This is a genomic window from Nonomuraea glycinis, from assembly GCF_014646515.1.
Lineage (GTDB): Bacteria > Actinomycetota > Actinomycetes > Streptosporangiales > Streptosporangiaceae > Nonomuraea > Nonomuraea glycinis.
The window spans coordinates 14,790-35,968 of the sequence record NZ_BMNK01000021.1; the positions used below are offsets into that span (position 1 = coordinate 14,790).

The 21,179-nt window shown below is 70.1% G+C and carries 21 protein-coding genes; 4 read left to right on the forward strand and 17 right to left on the reverse strand.

The features are described from left to right. Nucleotides 1-24 precede the first annotated feature (24 nt). The 6 genes from IEY87_RS39455 to IEY87_RS39480 all read right to left on the reverse strand — a co-directional run bounded on the left by IEY87_RS39455 (nt 25) and on the right by IEY87_RS39480 (nt 6,389). Nucleotides 25-1,644 (reverse strand): monocarboxylic acid transporter, encoded by a 1,620-nt coding sequence (locus tag IEY87_RS39455; protein ID WP_189143984.1) that lies wholly within the window; start codon nt 1,642-1,644, stop codon nt 25-27. Continuing rightward, the gene (locus IEY87_RS39460; RefSeq protein ID WP_229699447.1) at nt 1,641-1,871 is read right to left on the reverse strand and encodes a DUF485 domain-containing protein; all 231 of its coding nucleotides are present in this window, start codon (nt 1,869-1,871) and stop codon (nt 1,641-1,643) included. The genes IEY87_RS39455 and IEY87_RS39460 overlap by 4 nt, the downstream gene beginning before the upstream one ends. Nucleotides 1,872-2,125: 254 nt before the next feature. After that, on the reverse strand, nt 2,126-2,941 hold the full coding sequence (locus IEY87_RS39465) for a carbohydrate ABC transporter permease (protein ID WP_189143986.1): 816 nt from the start codon (nt 2,939-2,941) through the stop codon (nt 2,126-2,128). Beyond that, the gene (locus IEY87_RS39470; protein WP_225277613.1) at nt 2,938-3,837 is read right to left on the reverse strand and encodes a carbohydrate ABC transporter permease; all 900 of its coding nucleotides are present in this window, start codon (nt 3,835-3,837) and stop codon (nt 2,938-2,940) included. Before IEY87_RS39470 ends, IEY87_RS39465 begins: the two co-directional genes overlap by 4 nt. Continuing rightward, on the reverse strand, nt 3,834-5,093 hold the full coding sequence (locus IEY87_RS39475; RefSeq protein WP_189143987.1) for an ABC transporter substrate-binding protein: 1,260 nt from the start codon (nt 5,091-5,093) through the stop codon (nt 3,834-3,836). The genes IEY87_RS39470 and IEY87_RS39475 overlap by 4 nt, the downstream gene beginning before the upstream one ends. 141 nt (nt 5,094-5,234) lie before the next feature. Further along, nucleotides 5,235-6,389 (reverse strand): trans-sulfuration enzyme family protein, encoded by a 1,155-nt coding sequence (locus tag IEY87_RS39480; protein ID WP_189143988.1) that lies wholly within the window; start codon nt 6,387-6,389, stop codon nt 5,235-5,237. 11 nt (nt 6,390-6,400) lie between these two features. Here IEY87_RS39480 and IEY87_RS39485 point away from each other — a divergent pair, with 11 nt between their 5' ends. Together IEY87_RS39485 and IEY87_RS39490 are read left to right on the forward strand one after the other, a co-directional pair. Then, nucleotides 6,401-7,405: a LacI family DNA-binding transcriptional regulator gene (locus IEY87_RS39485; protein WP_189143989.1), complete on the forward strand. Its 1,005-nt coding sequence runs from the start codon at nt 6,401-6,403 to the stop codon at nt 7,403-7,405. Nucleotides 7,406-7,435: 30 nt separating this feature from the next. Then, entirely contained in the window at nt 7,436-7,957 is a 522-nt protein-coding gene (locus tag IEY87_RS39490; RefSeq protein WP_189143990.1) for a GNAT family N-acetyltransferase, read from the forward strand. A 3-nt stretch (nt 7,958-7,960) separates the two neighbouring features. Here IEY87_RS39490 and IEY87_RS39495 read toward each other — a convergent pair whose 3' ends face one another. From IEY87_RS39495 to IEY87_RS39540, 10 genes are all read right to left on the reverse strand, one after another. Continuing rightward, nucleotides 7,961-8,959 (reverse strand): SseB family protein, encoded by a 999-nt coding sequence (locus IEY87_RS39495; protein WP_189143991.1) that lies wholly within the window; start codon nt 8,957-8,959, stop codon nt 7,961-7,963. A 408-nt stretch (nt 8,960-9,367) separates the two neighbouring features. Then, entirely contained in the window at nt 9,368-10,855 is a 1,488-nt protein-coding gene (locus tag IEY87_RS39500) for a sodium/solute symporter (protein ID WP_225277614.1), read from the reverse strand. Further along, nucleotides 10,852-11,232 (reverse strand): hypothetical protein, encoded by a 381-nt coding sequence (locus IEY87_RS39505; RefSeq protein WP_189143992.1) that lies wholly within the window; start codon nt 11,230-11,232, stop codon nt 10,852-10,854. Before IEY87_RS39505 ends, IEY87_RS39500 begins: the two co-directional genes overlap by 4 nt. Continuing rightward, a complete protein-coding gene (locus IEY87_RS39510; RefSeq protein ID WP_189143993.1) occupies nt 11,229-11,978 on the reverse strand; it encodes a LytR/AlgR family response regulator transcription factor in 750 nt (249 codons plus the stop codon). Before IEY87_RS39510 ends, IEY87_RS39505 begins: the two co-directional genes overlap by 4 nt. Before the next feature lie 33 nt (nt 11,979-12,011). Further along, complete coding sequence (locus IEY87_RS39515; protein WP_189143994.1) at nt 12,012-13,190, reverse strand: sensor histidine kinase; 1,179 nt, start codon at nt 13,188-13,190, stop codon at nt 12,012-12,014. A 3-nt stretch (nt 13,191-13,193) separates the two neighbouring features. Next, nucleotides 13,194-13,607 carry an HIT family protein gene (locus tag IEY87_RS39520; protein ID WP_189143995.1) on the reverse strand — a complete coding sequence of 138 codons (414 nt, stop codon included), beginning with the start codon at nt 13,605-13,607 and terminating at the stop codon, nt 13,194-13,196. Between the two features lie 210 nt (nt 13,608-13,817). Further along, nucleotides 13,818-14,750 (reverse strand): YihY/virulence factor BrkB family protein, encoded by a 933-nt coding sequence (locus tag IEY87_RS39525; protein WP_189143996.1) that lies wholly within the window; start codon nt 14,748-14,750, stop codon nt 13,818-13,820. Nucleotides 14,751-14,753: 3 nt separating this feature from the next. Next, complete coding sequence (locus tag IEY87_RS39530; protein ID WP_189143997.1) at nt 14,754-15,647, reverse strand: DUF3618 domain-containing protein; 894 nt, start codon at nt 15,645-15,647, stop codon at nt 14,754-14,756. Then, nucleotides 15,644-16,024, reverse strand: a complete 381-nt coding sequence (locus IEY87_RS39535; RefSeq protein WP_189143998.1) for a phage holin family protein — start codon at nt 16,022-16,024, stop codon at nt 15,644-15,646. The genes IEY87_RS39530 and IEY87_RS39535 overlap by 4 nt, the downstream gene beginning before the upstream one ends. An 86-nt stretch (nt 16,025-16,110) precedes the next feature. Next, the gene (locus tag IEY87_RS39540) at nt 16,111-16,275 is read right to left on the reverse strand and encodes a hypothetical protein (protein WP_189143999.1); all 165 of its coding nucleotides are present in this window, start codon (nt 16,273-16,275) and stop codon (nt 16,111-16,113) included. 90 nt (nt 16,276-16,365) lie between these two features. On the opposite strand from IEY87_RS39540, the gene IEY87_RS39545 reads away from it, so the two are divergent. Together IEY87_RS39545 and IEY87_RS39550 are read left to right on the forward strand one after the other, a co-directional pair. Further along, nucleotides 16,366-19,371 (forward strand): DEAD/DEAH box helicase, encoded by a 3,006-nt coding sequence (locus tag IEY87_RS39545; protein WP_189144000.1) that lies wholly within the window; start codon nt 16,366-16,368, stop codon nt 19,369-19,371. Nucleotides 19,372-19,373: 2 nt separating this feature from the next. Continuing rightward, entirely contained in the window at nt 19,374-20,162 is a 789-nt protein-coding gene (locus tag IEY87_RS39550) for an SWIM zinc finger family protein (protein WP_189144001.1), read from the forward strand. Between the two features lie 4 nt (nt 20,163-20,166). On the opposite strand, the gene IEY87_RS39555 is transcribed toward IEY87_RS39550, so the two are convergent. Then, entirely contained in the window at nt 20,167-21,105 is a 939-nt protein-coding gene (locus tag IEY87_RS39555; RefSeq protein WP_189144002.1) for a diacylglycerol/lipid kinase family protein, read from the reverse strand. Nucleotides 21,106-21,179 lie beyond the last annotated feature (74 nt).

Genomic DNA, 21,179 nt, shown 5'->3' on the forward strand with positions numbered 1-21,179 from the left:
GTGCCGGGCCCCGCTCTGTGCGCGTCAGTGCTTGGTAGCCTGCTCCGCGCCCACACCGGTGAGAGACCGGACCTCGATCTCGGCGTACTTGGCGGCGTTGTACTCCTTGCTCAGGACCGTGCCGAGCCAGCCGCAGAAGAACCCGAGCGGGATCGAGATGATCCCCGGGTTGCTCAGCGGGAACCAGGCGAAGTCGGCGTCCTTGAACAGGGCGGTCTTCGAGCCCGAGACCACGGGCGAGAAGATGACCAGCAGCAGCGCGGAGACCAGGCCACCGTAGATGGCGCTGACCGCCCCCGCCGTGTTGAACCTCTTCCAGAACAGGCTGTAGAGGATCGCCGGCAGGTTGCCCGAGGCCGCGACCGCGAAGGCCAGGGCCACCAGGAACGCCACGTTCTGGCCCTGGGCGAGGATGCCCAGCCCGATGGCGGCGGCGCCGATCACCAGGGCGGAGAGCCTGGCCACCACGACCTCCTGACGCTCACTGACCTGGCCGCGCTTGAAGACGTGGGCGTACAGGTCGTGGGCGAAGCTGGAGGAGGAGGCGAGAGTGAGGCCCGCGACCACCGCCAGGATGGTGGCGAAGGCGACGGCGCCGATCAGGGCCAGCAGGATGGTGCCGCCCACCGAGCCGAAGATCTCCTCACCGATCCGCTGGGCCAGCAGCGGCGCGGCCGTGTTGCCCGCCGGGTCCTCCGCGCGGATGGCGTCGGCGCCGACCACGGCGGCGGCACCGAAGCCGAGGACCAGCGTCAGCAGGTAGAAGGTGCCGATGAGGCCGATGCCCCACATCACGGACTTGCGCGCTGCCTTGGCGGTCGGGACGGTGTAGAAGCGGATGAGGATGTGCGGCAGTCCCGCCGTGCCGAGCACCAGGGCGAGGCCGAGGCTGATCAGGTCGATCTTCCCCGCGAGTCCCTGCGCCTCGGTGCCGTACCTCAGGCCCGGGCTGAGGAAGCTGCCGCTGTTGGCCGAGGGTCCGCTGGTCGTGGCGGCCTGGCTGAGCAGCGCCGACAGGTTGAAGCCGAACTTGCCCAGCACCAGGATGGTCACCAGGGCGGCGCCGCTCATCAGCAGCACGGCCTTGACGATCTGCACCCAGGTGGTGCCCTTCATGCCGCCGAACACCACATAGATGATCATCAGGGCGCCGACGGCGACGATCGTCCACATCTTGCCGGCGTCGGAGGTGATGCCGAGCAGCAGGCCGACCAGGGCGCCCGCGCCGACCATCTGCGCGAGCAGGTAGAAGATGCTGACGACGATGGTCGAGACGCCGGCCGCGGTGCGCACCGGCCGGGGGCTCATCCTGAAGGCGAGCACGTCGGCCATGGTGAACTTGCCGGAGTTACGCATCAGCTCGGCCACCAGGAGCAGCGCGACCAGCCAGGCGACCAGGAAGCCGATGGAGTAGAGGAAGCCGTCGTAGCCGTACAGCGCGATGATGCCGGCGATGCCGAGGAACGAGGCCGCCGACATGTAGTCGCCGCCGATGGCCAGGCCGTTCTGCACGCCGGTGAACGAGCGGCCGCCCGCGTAATAGTCAGCCGCGGTCTTGGTCTGGCGGCTGGCCCAGACCGTGATGCCGAGCGTGGCGGCGACGAAGGAAAGGAAGAGGATCGTGGCGAGAACCGTTGAGCTCACTTGGCCTTCTCCTCGACCTCGTGGCGGAGCTTGTCGGAAATGGGGTCGAGCACCTTCTCCATGTGCCTGGAGTAGGCCCACGCGATGCCGAAGGTCGTCACGAACTGGAGCAACCCGAAGATCAGTCCAACGTTGATCTCACCGAGCAGTTTGATGGCCATGAAGTCACGGGCCCAGCCCGACATCACCACATACAGCAGGTACCACACCAGGAACGCCGCCGTCATCGGGAACGTCCACCGGCGGAAACGCCTCTTCAGATCTTGGAACTCACTGCTCCTCTGGACCTCTTCATAGACAGACGCGTCATGTTCTTGGGTTGTCACGAGACCTCCACTGTGATGCGGATCACGCTCACGTTAAGAGGGGTGCCTACCCTACGTGGAGGGGCCGAACGGGGTTGTTCGGCGAGCCGCCGCCCAATGGCGTTCAGTTGGGCGGCGGCTGCGACGAAAGGTCAGTTCGAGACGACGAACGGTTGTCATCCTTTGACCGCTCCAGCGGTCAGTCCTTCGACGATGTAGCGCCGGATGACGGCGAACATCACCAGGGTCGGGATCACCGAGACCACGGTGGCGGCCGCCATAGCGCCCCAGTCGATGTCGTACTGGGTGATGAAGGAGTTCATCGCGACCGGGATGGTCTTGGCGTCCTCGCTGTCGATGAACGTGATCGCCAGGAACAGCTCGTTCCAGCACTGCACGAAGGCGAAGATGAACGTGGCCGCGATGCCGGGCAGCATGACCGGGATCACCACCCTGATCATGGCGGCCATCCGTGACGCGCCGTCGACCTGCGCGGCCTCCTCCAGCGCCACCGGCACCCGCTCGTAGAAGCCGCGCATGATGATCGTGGCGAACGGCACCAGCATGGCGACGTAGACCAGCATCAGCCCGGCCAGCCTGTTGAGCAGGTCGAGGTCGGACATCAGCAGGTAGAGCGGGCCGAGCGCGATGAACAGCGGGATCATCTGGGTGACGAGGAAGGCCAGCATCAGCGCTCCCCTGCCGGGAAAGGCGAAGCGGGCCAGGACGTAGCCGCCGAGCACCCCGGTCACCGTCACGACGCCGGCGGAGATCAGGGAGACCATGAGGCTGTTGAGCAGGTACGTCCCGAAGTCGGCGAAGGAGAACAGCTCGGTGTAGTGCTCGAACGTCACGGTGCCCGGCCAGTAACGCAGCGGCAGGGAGAAGATCTCGGCCTTGGGCTTGAGCGAGGTGACGACGATCCAGTAGAGCGGGAACAGCGTGATCAGCAACCAGACGGTGAGCACGATCACCTTGGCGAGACGTCTCATCGGGCCTTCTCGAATCGGGTCGCGTTCAGGTAGAAGACGCTGAAGGCCAGCAGCAGGCCGAGGACCAGCAGCCCGACCGCGCCCGCCCTGCCGTAGTCGCCGCCGGCGACCTGCTGGATGAGGAACGTGGTGATGATGTCGGTGCTGCCCGCCGGTCCGCCGCCCGTCATGGCGTAGATGAGGTCGGGGAAGTTGAGGATCCAGATGATCCGCAGCAGCACGATCAGCGCCAGGGTGGGCCGGATGTGCGGCAGCGTCACGTGCCAGAACTGGCGCAGCCGGGACGCCCCGTCCACCGACGCCGCCTCGTAGAGCTCACGGGGCACCGACTGCAGCGCGGCCATGATCATGATGGCGAAGAACGTCACGCCGTACCAGACGTTGGCCACGATCACCGAGGTCATCGCCCAGCCGGGTGAGGCGAGGAAGCCGATGCGCTCGTCGATGATCCCGGCCTTGAGCAGCAGGTCGTTGATCACGCCGAACTGCCCGTTGAACATCCAGCGCCACAGCAGCCCGATCAGGAACCCCGACATGGCCCACGGGAAGAACACCCACGCCTGGTAGAGCCCGCGCCCCCGGAAGTGACGCCGCAGCAGCAGCGCCAGCCCGAACCCGAGGACGAACTGGAATAACAGCGACACGACCACCCAGGTGCCCGTGTTGCGCAGCGCCGTCCAGAAGCGGTCCTCGGCCAGCACCGCCTGGAAGTTCTCCAGCCCGACGAACGGCGTGGCGGTCAGGTCGAACAGGTTGTAGCGCTGGAAGGCGATGATCGCGCCACGCACCATCGGGTAGTACGTGAACAGCAGCACGAACACGACCCCGGGCAGCAGGCACAGGGCGATGAACCTGGCCCTGCGCCCGGTGAACGCGGGTTTGGCACGGGTGCTCAAGAGACCTTCTTCGCCTGGTCCGTCCAGAAGGCGTCCCAGGACTTGAGCACCTCGGCGGTGGTCTTCTTGCCGGTGATCAGCGCCTGGATGTCACGGTCGGAGTCGACGTTGAACTGGCTCCAGCCGGGATAGTCCACCGGGCGGATGGTGATGACCTGCTTGGGGTCCTGCTGCGCCTCCAGGTAGGCCTTCCAGGCGCCCTGGGAGAACTGCGGGTCGCTCTGGGCCTGCTTGGAGATGGGGATCAGCGAGTTACCCTTGGCGAAGGCGATGCTCTGCGCGGACTCCGAGAGGAACTGCACCAGCTTGACCGCCTCCTTGGGGTGCGCGCTGAAGGAGGTGGCGCCCCAGCCCGCGTAGCCGACCGGCTGGAAGGCGTAGCCGCTCGGGCCCTTGGGGATGGGGGCGGTGGACCAGGCGGTGACCCCGCTCTCCTCCACCGTCTTGATCACCTCGGGGTCCTGGATGAGCATGCCGGTGACGCCCGAGGTGAAGCCCTGGACCATTTCCGGATAGCCCCACGACACCGAGTCGGGCGGCGACGCCTCCTTGAAGATTTTGACGTAGAGGTCGAGCGCCTGCGTGGCCTCGGGGGTGGCGAAGATGGTGCGCTTGTCCTTCAGGAAGAAGGACTTCTCGGGATCCAGGGCCTCGCCGTTGTAGGCGCTGATCATCATGACCGCGTAGTCGGCGCCGCCCTTGCCGCCCCGGAAGGAGTAGCCGAAGCGGTCCTTCGTGGTCATCGCCTTGCCCGCTTCGTACAGCTCCTGCCAGGTCTTCGGCGGCGCGGTCATGCCGTAGTCGGTCCGGTAGAACAGCGTCCGCTGGTAGAAGCCGTACGGGATCAGGTAGGGCTTGCCGCCGACCTCGACGGCCTTGGTCTGGGCCAGCTCGGTCAGGTCCGCCCAGCCGGGCCAGTCGGTGGTGGGCAATTCGGCGAGCCAGCCGTTGTTGGTGAAGGACTTGGCCGTGTGGTCGCGGACCTCCAGCACGTCCAGGTCCTTCTTCGTCTGCAGGATCTGGGTGATCTTCTGGTCGGCGCTCTCCAAGGGGGGTGAGACCAGCTCGACGGTGACGCCGGGGTTGGCCTTCTCGAAGTCCGCGATCAGCGTCTTGATCAGCTTCGTGCGCTCGGGGCTGGTCAGGCTTTCGATCATGCGCAGCTGTACCTCCCCGGAGGAGGAGGACGAGCCGGAGCCGCATCCGGCGAGCACCAGTGTGGCGGCGGCTGCGGCCGCCAGGAGGGGGGATTTCATGGTGGGGCCTCCAGAGAGGTAAGACAGCGCTGTCAATCACGCTAGGCGACTGACCCTTTCCGGCGCTAGACCGAGACGCCGGATGGACTCATTCGCCGCCGGACCGAGACCGGCCCGGCTGTCACGAGACCGGCCCGGCTGTCAACTGATCCGCTCCAGCGCCAGGCCGAGATCCTTGATCAGCGTCTCGGCCGCCTCCAGGCCGACCGAGAGCCGTACCAGGCCGACGGGGATGCCCATGGTGGCGCGCACGCTCTCCTGGGTGGACAGCGCGGGGGCGTTGACCAGGCTCTCGAACCCTCCCCACGACACCCCGATCCTGAAATGTCGCAACGCGTCGAGGAATGCGGCGACTTCGGCGCGGGACTCCGTGGCCAACTCGATGCTGAAAAGGCTGGAGAAGCCGGACATCTGGCGAAGGGCCATGCCGTGACCGGGATGCGAGGGCAGGCCGGGATAGTTCACCTGCCGCACCGCCGGATGGTCCGCCAGGAACCGGGCGACCGCCATCCCGCGCTCCTGATGAGCGACCATCCGTACGGGCAGCGTACGCAGTCCCTTGATCACCTTGGCCCCGTCGTGCGGTGACATCGCCGCCCCGTAGAGCTGGTACTCGGTCAGCGCCAGCGGCCTGATCAGCCGCGACGACCCCGCCACCACCCCGCCCACCAGGTCGCTGTGCCCGCCCACGTACTTCGACAGGGAGTGCACCACCAGGTCCACGCCCATCGTCAGCGGCTTCTGGAAGATCGGGGTGGACCAGGTGTTGTCCATCACGGTCACCAGGCCATGCTCGCCCGCCCACCGGGTGACGGCGGGGATGTCGAAAATCTCGTAACGCATGTACGAGGGCGACTCGAAGTACAGTAGGCGGGTGCTCTCCCTGATAGCGCTGTCACAGGCCTCCAGATCGACGACATGCGTATGCGTGACGCCGAACTTCTCCAGGTAACGAAGGAACTGGGTGGTCGGTCCGTAGACCGCGCCCAGCACCAGCACGTGATCGCCTGCCGACACCAGCGAGGAGATCGTCGCCGCGATGGCGCCCATGCCCGAGGCGAAGCACTTGGCCCGCTCCGCCCGCTCCAGCGCGGCCAGCTTGCGCTGCGCCAGATCCACCGTCGGATTGGTGCCGCGCCAGTAGACGTACCTCTCGTCCTCGTTCCTGATCGCCTCGCCGAGCTCACCCGCCGTGGCGAAGGTGAACAGGGAGTTCTCGAAGATCGGCGGGTTGACCGCGCCCATCATCCAGGGCTCGTCCTCGCCCAGCCGGCCGCAGATCCATTCATCATCCATGGGGGCAGACTATGACAGCGCGGAAACCGACCATGGTCGACGTGGCCAGGCACGCGGGGGTGAGCCTGAAAACGGTCTCACGGGTGGTCAACCAGGAGCCGCATGTCAGCACGCTGCTGCGGCAGCGGGTGCTGGCCTCCATCAGCACGCTGGGCTTCCGCCGCAACGAGGCCGCCAGCCGCCTGGCGCGCGGCGCGACCATGCTCACCCTCGGCCTGATCATGGAGAACATCTCCAACGAGTTCTACTCCCGCCTGGCCAAGGCGGTCGAGGCGGCCGCGGCCGAGCACGAGGCGCTCGTGGTGTTCGGCTCCTACGAGGAGCGGCCCGAGCGGGAGCGGATGCTGGTCGAGTCGATGTACGCCCGGGGCGTCGACTCCCTCATCATCGTCCCCTCCGCGGCCGACCACGGCTGGCTGGGCGAGCACCCCGGCCTGACGACCGTATTCGTCGACCGGGTCCCGACCGGCCTCGACCAGGCGGACGTGGTGCTGCTCGACGACGTCAGGGGTGGCCTCGTCGCGGCCGAGCACCTCATCGCGCGCGGCCACCGCCGCATCGCGCTGATCTCCGACGACGACGGGCTGAGCTCCGTGCACGACCGCGCCTCCGGCTACCGTACGGCGCTGCGGGCGGCGGGTCTGCCCGTCGACGAGTCCCTCGTGGTGCGGGGGGTGTTCGACCCGTGGCGGGTCTCCCGCGAGGTGAGCCGGCTGCTCGACCTGGCGGACCCGCCGACGGCGCTGTTCGCGACCAACAACCGGGCCGCGATCGGCATCCTGCAGGCCCTGCGGGAGCGCCACGAACGACCGGCGTACGTGGGATTCGACGACTTCGCCCTCGCGGACGTCTTCAACCCGGGCGTCACGGTGGTCCGCTACGACGTGGCCAGGCTGGCGCGCAGCGCCGTCGACCTGCTGCTCGACGGGGGGTCGGGCGGGCGCCGGGTCAAGGTCCCGGTCGAGCTGGTCGCGCGCGGCTCGGGCGAGCTGCCCGGCAGCCGCGCCAAGCCCTAAAATCGACATCTCGCCTATCGAAGGACACCCATGACGTTGCCCTCCTCCGCCGTCCGGCTGACCGGCCATGACCTCGTGCTGCGCGAGTGGGAGGAGGCGGACCTGCCGGTCATGGCGGAGTTGTTCGACGATCCCGGCGTCGCCTACCGCACCCCGCTGGCCTCCCCCTTCGGCCTCGACGAGGCACGCGCGTATCTGGAGATGGTCCGCCGCACCCGCGCCGCCGGGGACCGGCTGCACCTCGCCATCACCACCGACGGCCACAAGCCGCTCGGCGAAGTGCTGGTCAGCCTCTCCCGGGCCAGCATGGGCTACGCCATCGGCGCCGCCCACCGCGGGCAGCGCCTGGCGCCGCGCGCCACCCGGCTGCTGATGGACTACGCCCACGAGGTGCTGGAGATCCCCCGGCTGGTGCTGGAGATCGAGCCGGACAACGCCCCCAGCGTCTCCGTCGCGCGCGCCCTGGGCTTCCGGCTCACCGACGAGGAGCCGGCGCAGGTGGAGGAGAAGGGCCGCGTCCTGACCCTGCGGACGTGGGCCCACGACCGCTGACCGTCAGCGCGGGCCATGCCGGTCGAAGGCGGCCGCGTACTCCTGTCCGGGATCCACGAGTACGGCGTAGCCGTCGGGGAGGAGGCCGAGCAGGTCCGCGCCGACGGTGGAGAAGAAGCGGGGCTCCAGGTCTCCACCCTTGGCCGTGACGTAGTGGGCCAGTGCTTCGGGCGAGGTGAACGCGGGCACCAGGCCCTTGCCCGGCGGGCCGACGGCGACGACTCCGGGCTTGTCCATGGCCTCGCAGTGGAGGCGGGCGCGCTGGAACGCCTGGAACGCCGCCTGACCGGCCCCTCCGGAGGTGCGCTCACGCCGCAGCGTGTACGCGAGCCAGCCGGTGCCCGCGCCGCCGCGTGAGAGGCGGTCCACGCCGTCGGTGAGATCGTCGAGGTCGTCCAGGGTGAAGCCCGTGACGTGCAGGAACGCCTCCAGGACCGTCTCGGTGGCCCGATCGGCGTCGCGCCGGGACAGGACCGCGATGTCCTCGCTGCCCGGCCACCACGGCTCGGCCAAGGCGACCTCGTCCCCCGAGTTGAGCCGCAGCGTCAGCCAGTGGCGCAACCGCTCGTCCCCGTTGACCTGGGAGAGATGCCGATGAATCCGCTCGGTCACCCGCATTTCGTTCATGCGGATCCGCGCGATCACCGGAGAGTCCGCATAATCCTGCCACGGACCCTCGGCCACGGAGAGGAACGGCAGTTCGGGCCATGGCCGCAACGCGTCCATGTGGTCGAGCACGCGTCGGGCGAAGTCCCGGAACTCCTGCTCGGAGTGCGGCACGGGAAGCGGGGACGGAATGAGGTCGGCGAGCGGGGAGTCGTTTCGCAGGGACGCGGCGACGGCTTCGTACTCCTCCTCCGGCGTCAGGCCGTGGATGGGCTCCAGAATCAGGGCGCGGGCCCTGAACAGGGCGAGGGCGTCATCGAACGCCGATTGGTACTGGACGCTGTAGAACAGGATGGATAGCACCCGGTCCCCGCCGGTCGCCGGCCAGTCACCCACCGTCGTACCCCTCCCGCTGAACACCGTCGACGTCGACACCCGCACGTCTGAGCACGTTGATGACCCGCGGCGGCCTGGCGCGCGGTGGGGTCCAGCGCGAAACGGTAGGCCTGCACGACCCGCACGACGATCCCCTCCCCCGTATACGAGATCAGCTCGCAGGCCACTGAGCCAACCCCGATCACCACGTGACAGACCGCGATCGCGCTGCAGAAACCCAGATGAAGACCGACGAACACTGATACGAACCACAGCGGTTCCCACACCCTTGTCCGTCCGTCCGTGGCGTACGGCGTGCGCTCTACCGAGCGTAGGCAAGCGGGGCGCTCAGCGGCGGGAACCATTCCAGATCCCTATGAGGCCCGCCTGAAGAACCTGCTCAGCACCCAGGGCACGCAGCGGAAGGGGTCAGGACGAGCGGGGGCGCCAGTCGCCGCGGTCGAGGTCGAGGTTCTCCGGGGTGTGCAGGCGGACCATGGTCCTGGCCACCCCGATCGGCACCCGGTCCGGCGTGAGGAACGACACGGAGATCATCACCGCGAACGCGATCGGCACGGTCCACGCCGCCGGTTGCGCCAGCAGGGCCCCGGCCAGGCCCTCGTGCGGTCCCCCGGTGATCGTGGCCAGCACGGCGAGGCAGGCCAGGCCGCCGCCCACGTACAGCCCGGCCAGCGCGCCGGTGGTGCTGAGCCTGCGCCACCAGATGCCGAGCACGAGCAGCGGGCAGAACGACGAGGCCGCCACCGCGAACGCCAGCCCCACCACGTCCGCCACCGGCAGCGTCCGCGCCCACAGGGCCAGCGCCAGCGGCACCGCGACCGCCATCAGCGTGGCGATCCGGAACGAGCGGACGCCGCCCTTGAGCAGGTCCTGGGCGATGACCCCGGCCACGGACACGGTCAGCCCCGACGACGTCGACAGGAACGCGGCGAACGCCCCCGCCGTGATCAGCGCCGTCAGCAGGTCGCCGAGCGTCCCGCCGATCATCCGGGCGGGCAGCGTCAGCACCACCGCGTCGGGGCGCACCAGGTCGGGCGTGTAGATCCGGCCGAGCCAGCCGTACACCGCCGGCAGCAGGTAGAACGCTCCAAGCAGCGCCAGCACCACCAGCGTGGTCCGGCGGGCGGCCCGGCCGTCGGGGTTGGTGTAGAAGCGGACCAGCACGTGCGGCAGCCCCATGGTGCCCAGGAAGGTGGCCAGGATCAGCGAGTACGTCGAGTAGACGCTGTAGTCCTTGCCCCCGGTCAGCGGCGTCTGCCAGACGGCGGCGTCCTGCGGGGACAGGCCGGGGGCCCCGTCGGCCTGCCAGGCCAGTAACAGGAAGATCACCGGTACGGCCAGCGCGGTGAGCTTCAGCCAGTACTGGAACGCCTGCACGAACGTGATCGACCGCATGCCGCCCGACAGCACGTTGACCACGACCACGACCGCCACCAGCAGCCCGCCCGCCCACACCGGCGCGCCGGTGATCGTGCGCAGCACCAGGCCGGCGCTCTGGAACTGCGGCATCAGGTAGAACCAGCCGATGAGCACGACGAGCACGCTGGCGGTCCGGCGCACCGCCATGGACTCCAGCCTGGCCTCGGCGAAGTCGGGCAGCGTGTAGGCGCCCGAGCGGCGCAGCGGCGCGGACACCAGCACCAGTAACACCAGGTAGCCGCCGGTCCAGCCGACCGGCAGCCAGAGCATGTCCACGCCGTAGCTGAGGATGAGCCCGGCCACCCCGAGGAACGAGGCCGCCGACAGATACTCGCCGCCGATCGCGGAGGCGTTCCAGAGCGGGCTGACGGTGCGGGAGGCGACGAAGAAGTCGGAGGTGGTGCGGGAGACGCGGATGCCGAACGCGCCGATGAGCACGGCCGCCACCATGACGATGACGACTGCGGCCAGGCTCACGAGCGGTCGACCAGGTCGGCGAAGTGACGCTCGTTGCGTTCGGCCTGCCGTACGTAGAGCCAGGCGCCGATGACGAAGGCGGGATAGATGAGTCCGGCGAGCACCGCCCACGGCAGGGGGACGCCGAGCAGGTGCACGTCGCGCAGTTCGGGGATGAGCAGGAACAGCACCGGCAGGCCGCCCACCACGCAGGCCAGCACCGTGCACACGAACGCGGCCAGCCTGAACTGGGTGCGCAGCAGCGAGCGCATGTAGACCTCGCCGAGGTGGGTCTGCTCGTCGATCTCGCGGGTGGCCGGGTAGCGGGGGCGGCGGGCCGCCGCGGTGCGCGGGCTGGTGATGGCGACGCGGCGGCCCGGTCGCGGCTCAGGGCTCATTCTGGCCTTCCCTTTCTGGCGCGGCGGACGAGCAGGTCGCGCAGTTCGCGGGTGTGGCGGCGGCTGACCGGGATCTCGGTGTCCCCGACCCGGACCACGCATTTGCCCGAGTCGATGTGCAGTTCCTCGATGTGCTTGACCGCGACCAGGTGGCTTCGGTGCACGCGGATGAACCCGGCCGCCGACCAGCGTTCCTCCAGCGTGGCCAGCGGGATGCGGACCAGATGGCTGCCGGTGGCGGTGTGCAGGCGAGCATAGTCACCCTGGGCCTCGACGTAGATGACGTCGGCGGTGGAGACGAATCTGGTCACGCCGCCGAGCTCGACGGGGATGGTGTCGGTCTCGGCGCTCTCGATGGGCACGTCGGCCGAGACCGCGACCCGCCTGATCGCCTCGGCGAGGCGCTCGGGGCGCACCGGTTTCAGCAGGTAGTCCTCGGCTTTGATCTCGAAGGCGTCGACGGCGTGCTCTTCGTAGGCGGTGACGAACACGACCCTCGGCGGGTTGGCGAACCGTGACAGCAGGCGACCGAGCACGACGCCGTCGAGGCCGCGCATCCTGATGTCGAGGAAGACGGCGTCGATCGGCCTGCCCTCGGCGATGGCCCGGTCGAGCAGCCGCAACGCGGCGGCGCCGTCCCGGGCGGTGGCGACCTCGCCGATGCGTGGGTCGGCGCGGAGCAGGTAGGAGATGTCTTCCAGGGCTGGAAGCTCGTCATCTACCGCGAGGACCCGAAGTTGTGCCATAGACAGTGATAAAACCGACAACAAAGGTCCAGGTCAACGGGCTGAGACGCCTGGGTGATATTTCGGCAATCTCACGTTGACTTTCGTACCCGCGCCGCGGGCCGTCTCAACGACCAAACCGTACTCGTCGCCGTACACCTGGCGCAGCCGTTCGTCCACGTTGGCCAGCCCGACGCCGCCCGCCGAGGAGACCTTGCCCGCGAGGATGTTGCGCAGCCGGTCGGGGTCCATGCCGAGGCCGTCGTCCTCGACACTGATGCCGCACTCGGCTCCGGCGTCCTCGGCGATGATCGTGATCCGGCCCACGCCGTCCTTGCTCTCCAGGCCGTGCCGGACGGCGTTCTCCACCAGGGGCTGCAGGCACAGGAACGGCACCGCCACCGGCAGCACCTCTGGCGCGATCCGCAGCGTCACCTGAAGCTGGTCGCCGAAGCGGGCGCGTTCGAGGACGAGGTAGCGCTCGACGGAGCGCAGCTCCTCGGCCAGCGTGGTGAACTCGCCGTGTCTGCGGAAGGAGTAGCGGGTGAAGTCGGCGAACTCCAGCAGCAGCTCCCTGGCCCGCTCCGGGTCGGTGCGGACGAACGAGGCGATCGTGGTGAGCGAGTTGTAGATGAAGTGCGGCGAGATCTGCGCGCGCAGCGCCCGCACCTCCGCCTCCATCAGCAGCGTACGGGAGCGGTGCAGCTCGGCCAGCTCCAGCTGGGAGTCCACCCAGCCGGCCACCTCCTGGGCGGCCCTGACGAGCCCAGCGGAGGCGTGCGGCCCGAAGGCGGCCAGGGTGCCGACCACCCGGTCGTCGGTGGTGAGCGGGACGACCACGGCGTGCCTGACGGGGCACTCCAGCAGCTCGCAGGAGATGGCCAGCACCTGGGTGCGGCCGTCTTCGAGGGTCGCCTTGGCCTGCTCGAAGGCCTGCTTGGCGTGGTGCTCGCCGACGCCGTCGTACACCAGCAGGCGCTCGCCGTCGGTGATGGCCAGCGCGGAGGAGCCGAGCAGCTCGCGCAGGTGCCGTGAGGCGCGCAGCGCGCCCTCGGAGGTCAGCCCGGCCCGCAGCGGCGGCCCGGCCAGTGAGGCGGTGTGCAGGGTCTCGAAGGTGGCCCGCTCCGCCGGGCTGGTGCCGAGCTCGCGGCGGCCGCGCATGACCCGCCAGAGGACGAGGGCGGGCACCCCCACCAGTCCCGCGATCACGGCCGCGCCGAAGAGGTACTCCATCACTCAGCCCTCGGGCAGCGCTTTGGCGATGCGTTCGGCGTAGAGCTGCGCCTCCGCCGCCGAGGCGTAGGTGGTGCGGGGCCAGAAGAAGCCGCGCAGCCCGTCCTTGCGGTTGCGCGGCACCACGTGCACGTGCAGGTGGGGGACGCTCTGGCTGATGCGGTTGTTCATCGCGACGAACGTGCCGTCGGCCTCCAGGCCCTCCTCCACGGCGCGGGCGACCGCCTGCACCTGCTCGAAGAACGGGCCGACGTCGGTCAGGTCGGTGAGCACCTCGACGTGGGCGCGCGGCACCACCAGCACATGCCCCTTGAAGACGGGCCGGGTGTCGAGGAAGGAGACCGACACCTCGTCGGAGTGCACGACGTGGGCGGGCCGCTCACCGGCGATGATCTCGCAGAACAGGTCGTTGCTCACCGGCCGACCTTATCCGCCTGCCCGGCGTAGGCCGTCCAGCTGGTCATGTCGGGGGCCGACCAGCGCTCGGGCGCGTGCAGGAACCGCTCGTCCACGCGGACCGCCCTGGCACGAGATCGTCTCGGTGCCGTCGGTGGACGCGCGCACCCGGATGAAGTCCATGACAGGCAGCTTTACCCCGCCTGCCTCCAGGTTGCAAGCGGGCGGGGGTCAGCCGGGGAGTCTGTCGGGCTTGGGCGGGTCACGCGGCACCACGTACGGCTCCTGCTCGACCGGCTCGCCGGCGACCGCGTTGCGCTCCCTGATCAGCTCGGCGTCCAGCTCGGCGCCGAACAGCAGCGCCATGTTCGACAGCCACAGCCAGATGAGGAAGACCACGACCGCCGCCAGCGTGCCGTACGTCTTGTTGTAGGAGCCGAAGTTGGCCACGTACAGGGCGAAGCCGCCGGAGACGAGCACCCAGAGCAGGACCGCCAGCAGGCCGCCGGGGGTGAGCCAGCGCACGCCGGGCTGGCGCACGTTCGGCGCCGCCCAGTAGAGCACCATGATCAGTCCGGCCGCGATCAGCGCCAGCACCGGCCACTTGGCCAGATCCCAGACGGTCACGATGGTCTCGCCCAGGCCCAGCGCCTCGCCCGCCAGGCGGGCGAAGTCACCGGTCAGCGTGACCGCGACCGCCGCCACGGTCAGCAGGACCGCGAGCAGGACCGTGAGGCCGAGGCGGAGCGGGGTGATCTTCCAGAACGGGCGGCCCTCCTGGATGTCGTAGATCTGGTTGCCCGCCCGGATGAAGGCCCCGATGTAGCCGGAGGCGGCCCACAGGGCGACCAGGAGGCCGAGGATCGCCGCGAGGCCCGCCCGGGTGTCGCGTACCTGGGACAGGCCCTGGCCGACGAGGTCGCGCACCTCCGCGGGCGCCAGCGCCGTCAGGTTGCCGACGACCGCGCCGGCGTCCTGGCGGCCGAGCAGGCCGAGCAGTGACACCAGCACGATCAGCGCGGGGAAGATCGACAGCACCGCGTAGTAGGTGAGGGAGGCCGCCAGGTCCTGGACGCGGTCGTTGTTGAACTCGGCCACCGTGCGCCTGATCACCCGCCACCAGGATCGGCCTGGCAGGTCGGTGGGCCGCTCGGGACGCTCCACCGCTCACTTGACCCGGTTACGCCTCATGATCCGCCGCACGGCGAAGGCGATCACCGCACCCATGGCCGCGATCATCAGCACCGGGCGCTTCCTGGCCTGCTCGGGCGTCGCGTCGTGCACCTTGTCCGCCATGACGGCGGCCTTGCCCTTGACGGTCCCGGCCACCTCGGCCGCCTTGCCCTTGGCCGTCCCGGTCATCTCGGCCGCTTTACCCTTGGCCGTCCCGGTCATCTCGGCCGCTTTACCCTTGGCCGTCCCGGTCATCTCGGCCGCCTTGCCCTTGGCCGTCCCGGTCATCTCGGCCGCCTTGCCCTTGGCCGTCTCCGTCATCTCGGCCGCTTTACCCTTGGCCGTCTCCGTCATCTCCGCCGCCTTGCCCTTCGCGGTGCCTGCCATCTGTCCTGCCCTTCCTTTCGCTGTCGCCGCCGCCTCGCCCGCCCGGCTCTTCATGTCCGCCTTGTGGGCCAGGGCGTGCACGGTCTCACCGAGCGCCCGGCGCGTCTGCCTGATGTCCTGTCGTACGTCTTCCGCGTCCTGAGCGCCGTCCAGGGTGCCGTGGCGGTCACTGCGGCGGTCGCTGTGGCGGTCGCCGTGCCGCCTTTCGCCGTCCGGCTCGTGGCGCTTCTCGTGGCGGGCCTCGCCGTCCTGCAGCGACTCCTCCTCCACGGCGCGCGACCGGACCGCGTCGGTACGGTCGTCGCGCTGGGGGGCCTCGGGGATGAAGGTCTCGTGCCCTTCGCGGGCGCGCTCGGCCTCGTGCGCGTTCTCGGCCGCGCCCGGCCTGGTGACGGGCACGTTGATGGACTCGCTGTCGGTGGGCTCGCCTACGGTCGCGCGACGGGCGCCCATGGTGCCCGCATACTGCTTGTCGGTACGCCCGGGATTCATCTCGCTCATCGCCGTGCTCCCTCCTTGACCGCGTCAAGGTCGGCCCTGACGCTCGCCATCGTCTCCGCCGGCACCGCTGGTGAGGCCTGCTGAACCTTCTTCTTGCCGACCAGGCCGAGCAGCGCCGCGGCGACGAACAGGAGCACCGCCACGATCGCGGCCGCCAGCCACGCGGGCATGACCAGCGCGAGGAGCAGCACGAGAGCGGCCACGAGCGTGGCTCCGCCGAGGAACGCGGTCACACCGGCCGCGCCGGCCAGTCCCGCGCCGAGTCCGGCGCGCTTGCCCTTGGCCGTGAGTTCGAGCTTGGCCAGCCGCAACTCGTCCTTCACGAGCCGGGAGACCTGGTCCGACAGATCGTTCACTAGCTTGTGGGTGTCGTTCACGAGGTCGCCTCCTCCTCCTTCGAGGGGGCGACTACCCAGACAACCGGCCTTCTATCTAGGGCCGGCGCGCGGGGGGCGGCGCGCGCTCAGCGCTTGGCGGCCCGCAGCAGGAAGTCGAAGACCGCCACGACGGGCGACTTCTGCGTCTCGCACCAGTTGTCGGGCTGCTTGGGCGCGCTCCACGGGGACGGGAGCTCGCATGAGGGAGCCTGCGGCTTGGGCCGCTCACACCACGATCCCGGAGTCTTCATATCTCCATCGTACAACTTCACCACTTACTTATATAAGTTCCCCCTCATGCCCGATCGGTGGCGGGACGCCACGGCGGTACCCTGCCGTAGGTGCTAGTCGTTCACAGCGTCTGGGCGGGAGACGGACTCGCCTTCTGGGCGGAGGACGCCGCCGTCGACCCGCGCCCCGCCTCCGGGGCCGTCCCCCGCGCCCACCCTTTCGCCGCCCCGGCGCGCACGCTCACAGCCGCCCTCCTTGCCCGGGACGCGGCACAAGGGCCGGTTCAGGACCCGTCACGGAGTTCCGGTGAAGGCGGGTCGGATGGGGAGTTCGCTCGCACGCTGGAGTTGCTGCTGCCCGGCTCGGTGAAGGAGCCGCTGCCGTCTCCTGAGACAGGGCGGCTGTCCGCGATCGCCCGCCCCAGGCTGCACCTGTGGCGGGTCGACGCGCTCGTCCCGCCCGTCGCCGAGGCGCTGCGCCTGGTGGACGAGCAGGCCACGAGCGCCACCGTGCGTCACTGGGCCGCCGTCGTGGCGTTCGCGCGCGATCTCGTACGGCGAGGGCGGGTCATTCCTCAGCTCGTGACCGCCGAGCTCAGCGTGGCGGTGTGGCAGCCGGTGCTGACCGGCGCGGACGCGTCGTACTTCAAGGAGCTGGCCCTGGCCATGCCGCCCGCCTGCCGCACCTGGAGTGCCGAACGGCCGTCCGGTGAGGTGCAGGGTGCGGCGCTCGGGGTGTTCACCGACGCGCTGGTACGGGCGGCGCTGGGCGAGCCGCTCGTCAAGCGGCCCGGCACGCCCCGCGAGCGCTGGCTGGCGGCGCTGACCGGGCCGGACGGCACCTGCCCTGACGTGCCGGAGCTGCGCGAAGAGCTGGAGACCTGGCGGACGTCCGTGACCGCCGCAGACGGCGCGGCCCGCGTCTGCTTCCGCCTCGTCGAACCAGCCACCTCCCCCCTCGACGCCGACACGGGCGCAGACCCGAGCGCAGACGTGCACACGGACGGTGACGGGTGGCGGGTGGAGTTGGCGTTGCAGGCGGCTGATGATCCGGGTCTGTACGTTCCCGCCGGTCGGGTGTGGGGTGGCGGGCCGGTGGCGGGGTTGCCGCGGCGGCCGGAGCGGGAGTTGCTGGCCGGGCTGGGGCGGGCCGTGCGGCTGTATCCCGAGCTGGATCGGGCGCTGCGGGAGGCCGAGCCGAGCGAGCTGACGCTGGACACGCGGGGCGCGTTCGAGTTCCTGCGTCAGGCGGCGCCGCTGCTGCAGGCGGCGGGGTTCGGGGTCCAGTTGCCGAGGTGGGCGGGGCGCACCCGGCTGGGACTGAAGCTCACCACCCGCACGAAGGCGCAGACCGCGGCCACGAGCCAGGGGTTCGGGATGCGGGAGCTGGTCGACTTCCGGGTCGACCTGGCGGTGGGCGAGGAGACGATCACCGAGGAGGAGCTGGCCGAGCTGGCCAGGCTCAAGGTGCCGCTGGTGCGGGTGCGGGGCCAGTGGGTGGAGCTGGACGAGCGTCAGCTCGCGGCGGCATTGAAGGCGGTCGAGGGCGGGCGGGCCGGGCAGGCGCCGGCGGCCGACATCCTGCGCGAGGTGATGCAGGGGGACGACGAGCTGCCGCTGCTGGCGGTGGACGCCGACGGCGTGCTGGGCGATCTGCTGTCGGGAGAGGCGGAGCGGCGGCTGCTGCCGATCGGCACGCCCGCCGGGCTGGACGCGACGCTGCGGCCCTACCAGGAGCGGGGGCTGGCGTGGCTGAGCTTCCTGTCGGAGCTGGGGCTCGGCGGGGTGCTCGCCGACGACATGGGCCTGGGCAAGACGGTCACCACGCTGGCGCTGCTCGTGCACGAGCGGGCCGACACGCCGACGTTGCTGGTCTGCCCCATGTCGCTGGTGGGCAACTGGCGGCGGGAGGCGGCCAGGTTCGCGCCGGAGCTGCGCGTGCACGTACACCATGGCAGTGGCCGGGACGTCGGCGAGATCGACGGCGCGGACCTGGTGATCACCACCTACGGGACCGCCCAGCGGGACCTGGAGGCGCTGCGCGGGCTGCGGTGGCGGCGGGTGGTGTGCGACGAGGCGCAGGCCATCAAGAACAGTTCCACGCTGCAGGCGCAGGCGGTCCGGGCCATTCCGGCGGGCACCCGGCTGGCCCTGACGGGCACGCCGGTGGAGAACCATCTCGCCGAGCTGTGGTCGATCATGGAGTTCGCCAATCCGGGGCTGCTCGGGTCGCGGGCGAGGTTCAGGACGCGGTTCCAGGAGCCGATCGAGGCCCGGCAGGACGAGCAGGCGGCGCGGGCGCTGCGGCGGGCGACCGGGCCGTTCGTGCTGCGCCGGCTCAAGACCGACACCACCATCATCTCCGACCTGCCGGAGAAGCTGGAGGTCAAGGAGTGGTGCCCGCTGACGACCGAGCAGGCGTCGCTGTATCAGGCGGTGGTGGACGACATGCTGGCCAAGATCGATGACAGTGAGGGGATCGAGCGGCGCGGCCTGGTGCTGAGCGCGATGGCCCGGTTGAAGCAGGTCTGCAACCATCCGGCCCACCTGCTCAAGGACGGCTCGCTGCTGGCGGGCAGGTCGGGCAAGCTGAGCCGGCTGGAGCAGCTCGCCGAGGAGATCGTGGCCGAGGGCGAGAAGGCGCTGGTGTTCACGCAGTACGCCGAGTTCGGCACGATGCTGCAGCCCTATCTGGCGCAGCGGCTGGCGCGGCCGGTGCTGTGGCTGCACGGCGGCCTGCCGGCCAGGACCCGCGACCGGCTGGTGGAGCGCTTCCAGCAGGACGACGAGCCGATGCTGTTCCTGCTGTCGCTCAAGGCGGCGGGCGTGGGGCTGAACCTGACGGCCGCGAACCACGTCATCCACGTCGACCGCTGGTGGAACCCGGCCGTCGAGGACCAGGCGACCGACCGGGCCTTCCGCATCGGCCAGCGCAAGAACGTCCAGGTGCGCAAGCTGATCTGCGGCGGCACGCTGGAGGAGCGGGTGGACGAGATGATCGAGCGGAAGAAGGCACTCGCCGAGCGGGTGGTCGGCGCGGGCGAGGACTGGCTGACGGACCTGTCCACCGGGGAGCTGCGCGAGGTGTTCCGTCTGACGGCCGAGGCGGTGAGCTGAGCATGCCGGTCGGCAGGGACGGATGGTTCGAGGCGGGCCGGCCCATCAGGGTCGAGGGCGGGATCCGGGCTCGCACGCAGCGCGGCTCCATCGGCTCGACGTGGTGGTCCAGGCGCTTCATCGACATCCTGGAGCGGATCTGCGACCCGGGCCGGCTCTCGCGCGGCCGCCGGTACGCCCGCGCCGGCCAGGTCCTGTCCATCGACCTGTCGCCCGGCCTGGCCGCCGCGCCGGTGCAGGGCTCGCGCGCCAGGCCGTACCAGGTGACGATCTCTGTCGAGGCGTACGACGAGGCGCGCTGGACGGCGATCGAGGAGGCGATCGGGGCGCAGGCCGTCTACCGGGCCAAGCTGCTGGCCGGGGAGATGCCGACGGAGATCGAGGAGCTGTTCGCCTCGCTCGGCGTGGACCTGTTCCCGCGTGATCTGGACATGGCGTGCTCGTGTCCCGACTGGGGCTTCCCGTGCAAGCACGTGTCGGCGGTGCTCTACCTGCTGGCCGAGTCGTTCGACGACGATCCGTTCCTGGTGCTCGCCTGGCGCGGCCGTACCCGGGAGCAGTTGCTGGGCAATCTGGCCGGCGACCCGGTGGCGGAGGCGGTGTCGCCGGCGGTGGCGGACGTGCCGTTCGCCGACCGCCTGGCGGACTTCTACGCGCCGGCGAGCACCGTTCACCACCCCGAGCGCCGGTCCGCCGCCGCGACACCGGATCTCCTCCCCCGCGTCTTCCCGCCGCCCGCGGGCGTGGCGGGCCCGCTCACCGCCGCCTACCGCCAGCTGGGGCCGGGCTAGGGGATCACCGGTCCTCGAAGCTGTCGGGCACCATCACGCGCACCCCGTTGGGGACCACGCGGAGGCGGATCGGCGTGCGCAGGCGTACCTCGCCGTCGATGTCGGCGGCCATCGGCGGGTCGGTCTCCAGCAGCATCTCGCGGCCGGCCACGAACGGGCCGCCCGCCAGGCTGCGCCAGCGGCCGGTGGTCGCGCGGGCCAGCGTCTCGCCCAGCAGCCGCAGCTTCTTGCCCGAGCCGAGCTGGTAGGCCACCAGCATGCCGTCGTCGATGCTGATGTCGCGGGCCACCTGCCAGCCGCCGTGGAAGCGGCCGTTGGCGATGTTGAGCTGGTGGGTGAGCAGCTCGTGGCGCTGGCCGTCGACGGTGATGAAGGCGCGGAAGGGCGTGTGCCCCGGCAGCACGGTGAGCGCGGTCAGCGGGTAGGCGGGCCGGCCGAGCACCCGCTTGAGCCACGGCTTCACCTTGCCCGCCACCTCGACCGACACGCCGAAGCTGGCCAGGTTGGCGAACGGCCGGTCGTCGGCCATGCCGAGGTCGATGTCGGCCACCTTGCCGGTCTGGAACACGTTGATCGCGCCGGCCAGGTCGAGCGGCAGGCCGAGGCTGCGGGCGAAGTTGTTGGTGGTGCCGAGCGGCAGCACGCCGAGGGCGACGTCGCGGTGGGCGACGTGCCGGACGGCGGAGGACAGGGTGCCGTCGCCACCGCCGACGATGAGCAGGTCCGGCCCGGTGGCGAGCGCGGTGTCCAGCAGGTCGCGCAGGCGCTTGGGGTTGTAGACGCCGATCTCGGCCAGGGGCTCGTAGCCGAGCTTGTGCAGCTGCTCGATCACCTCGAAGTAGTGGCGGCGGCCGCGACGCGAGCGAGTGTTGATCACCACCGCGACCCGGCGGTCCTGCCGGATCGCCTTGGTGTGCTCGGTCTTGGCGCGCAGTTCGCTCATGGTCGTCAATCGTAGGCGCAGAAGCCGCGACCTTCGGCCGCCGAACCTCATCGAGAGGAGGGGCCGCCGGGACT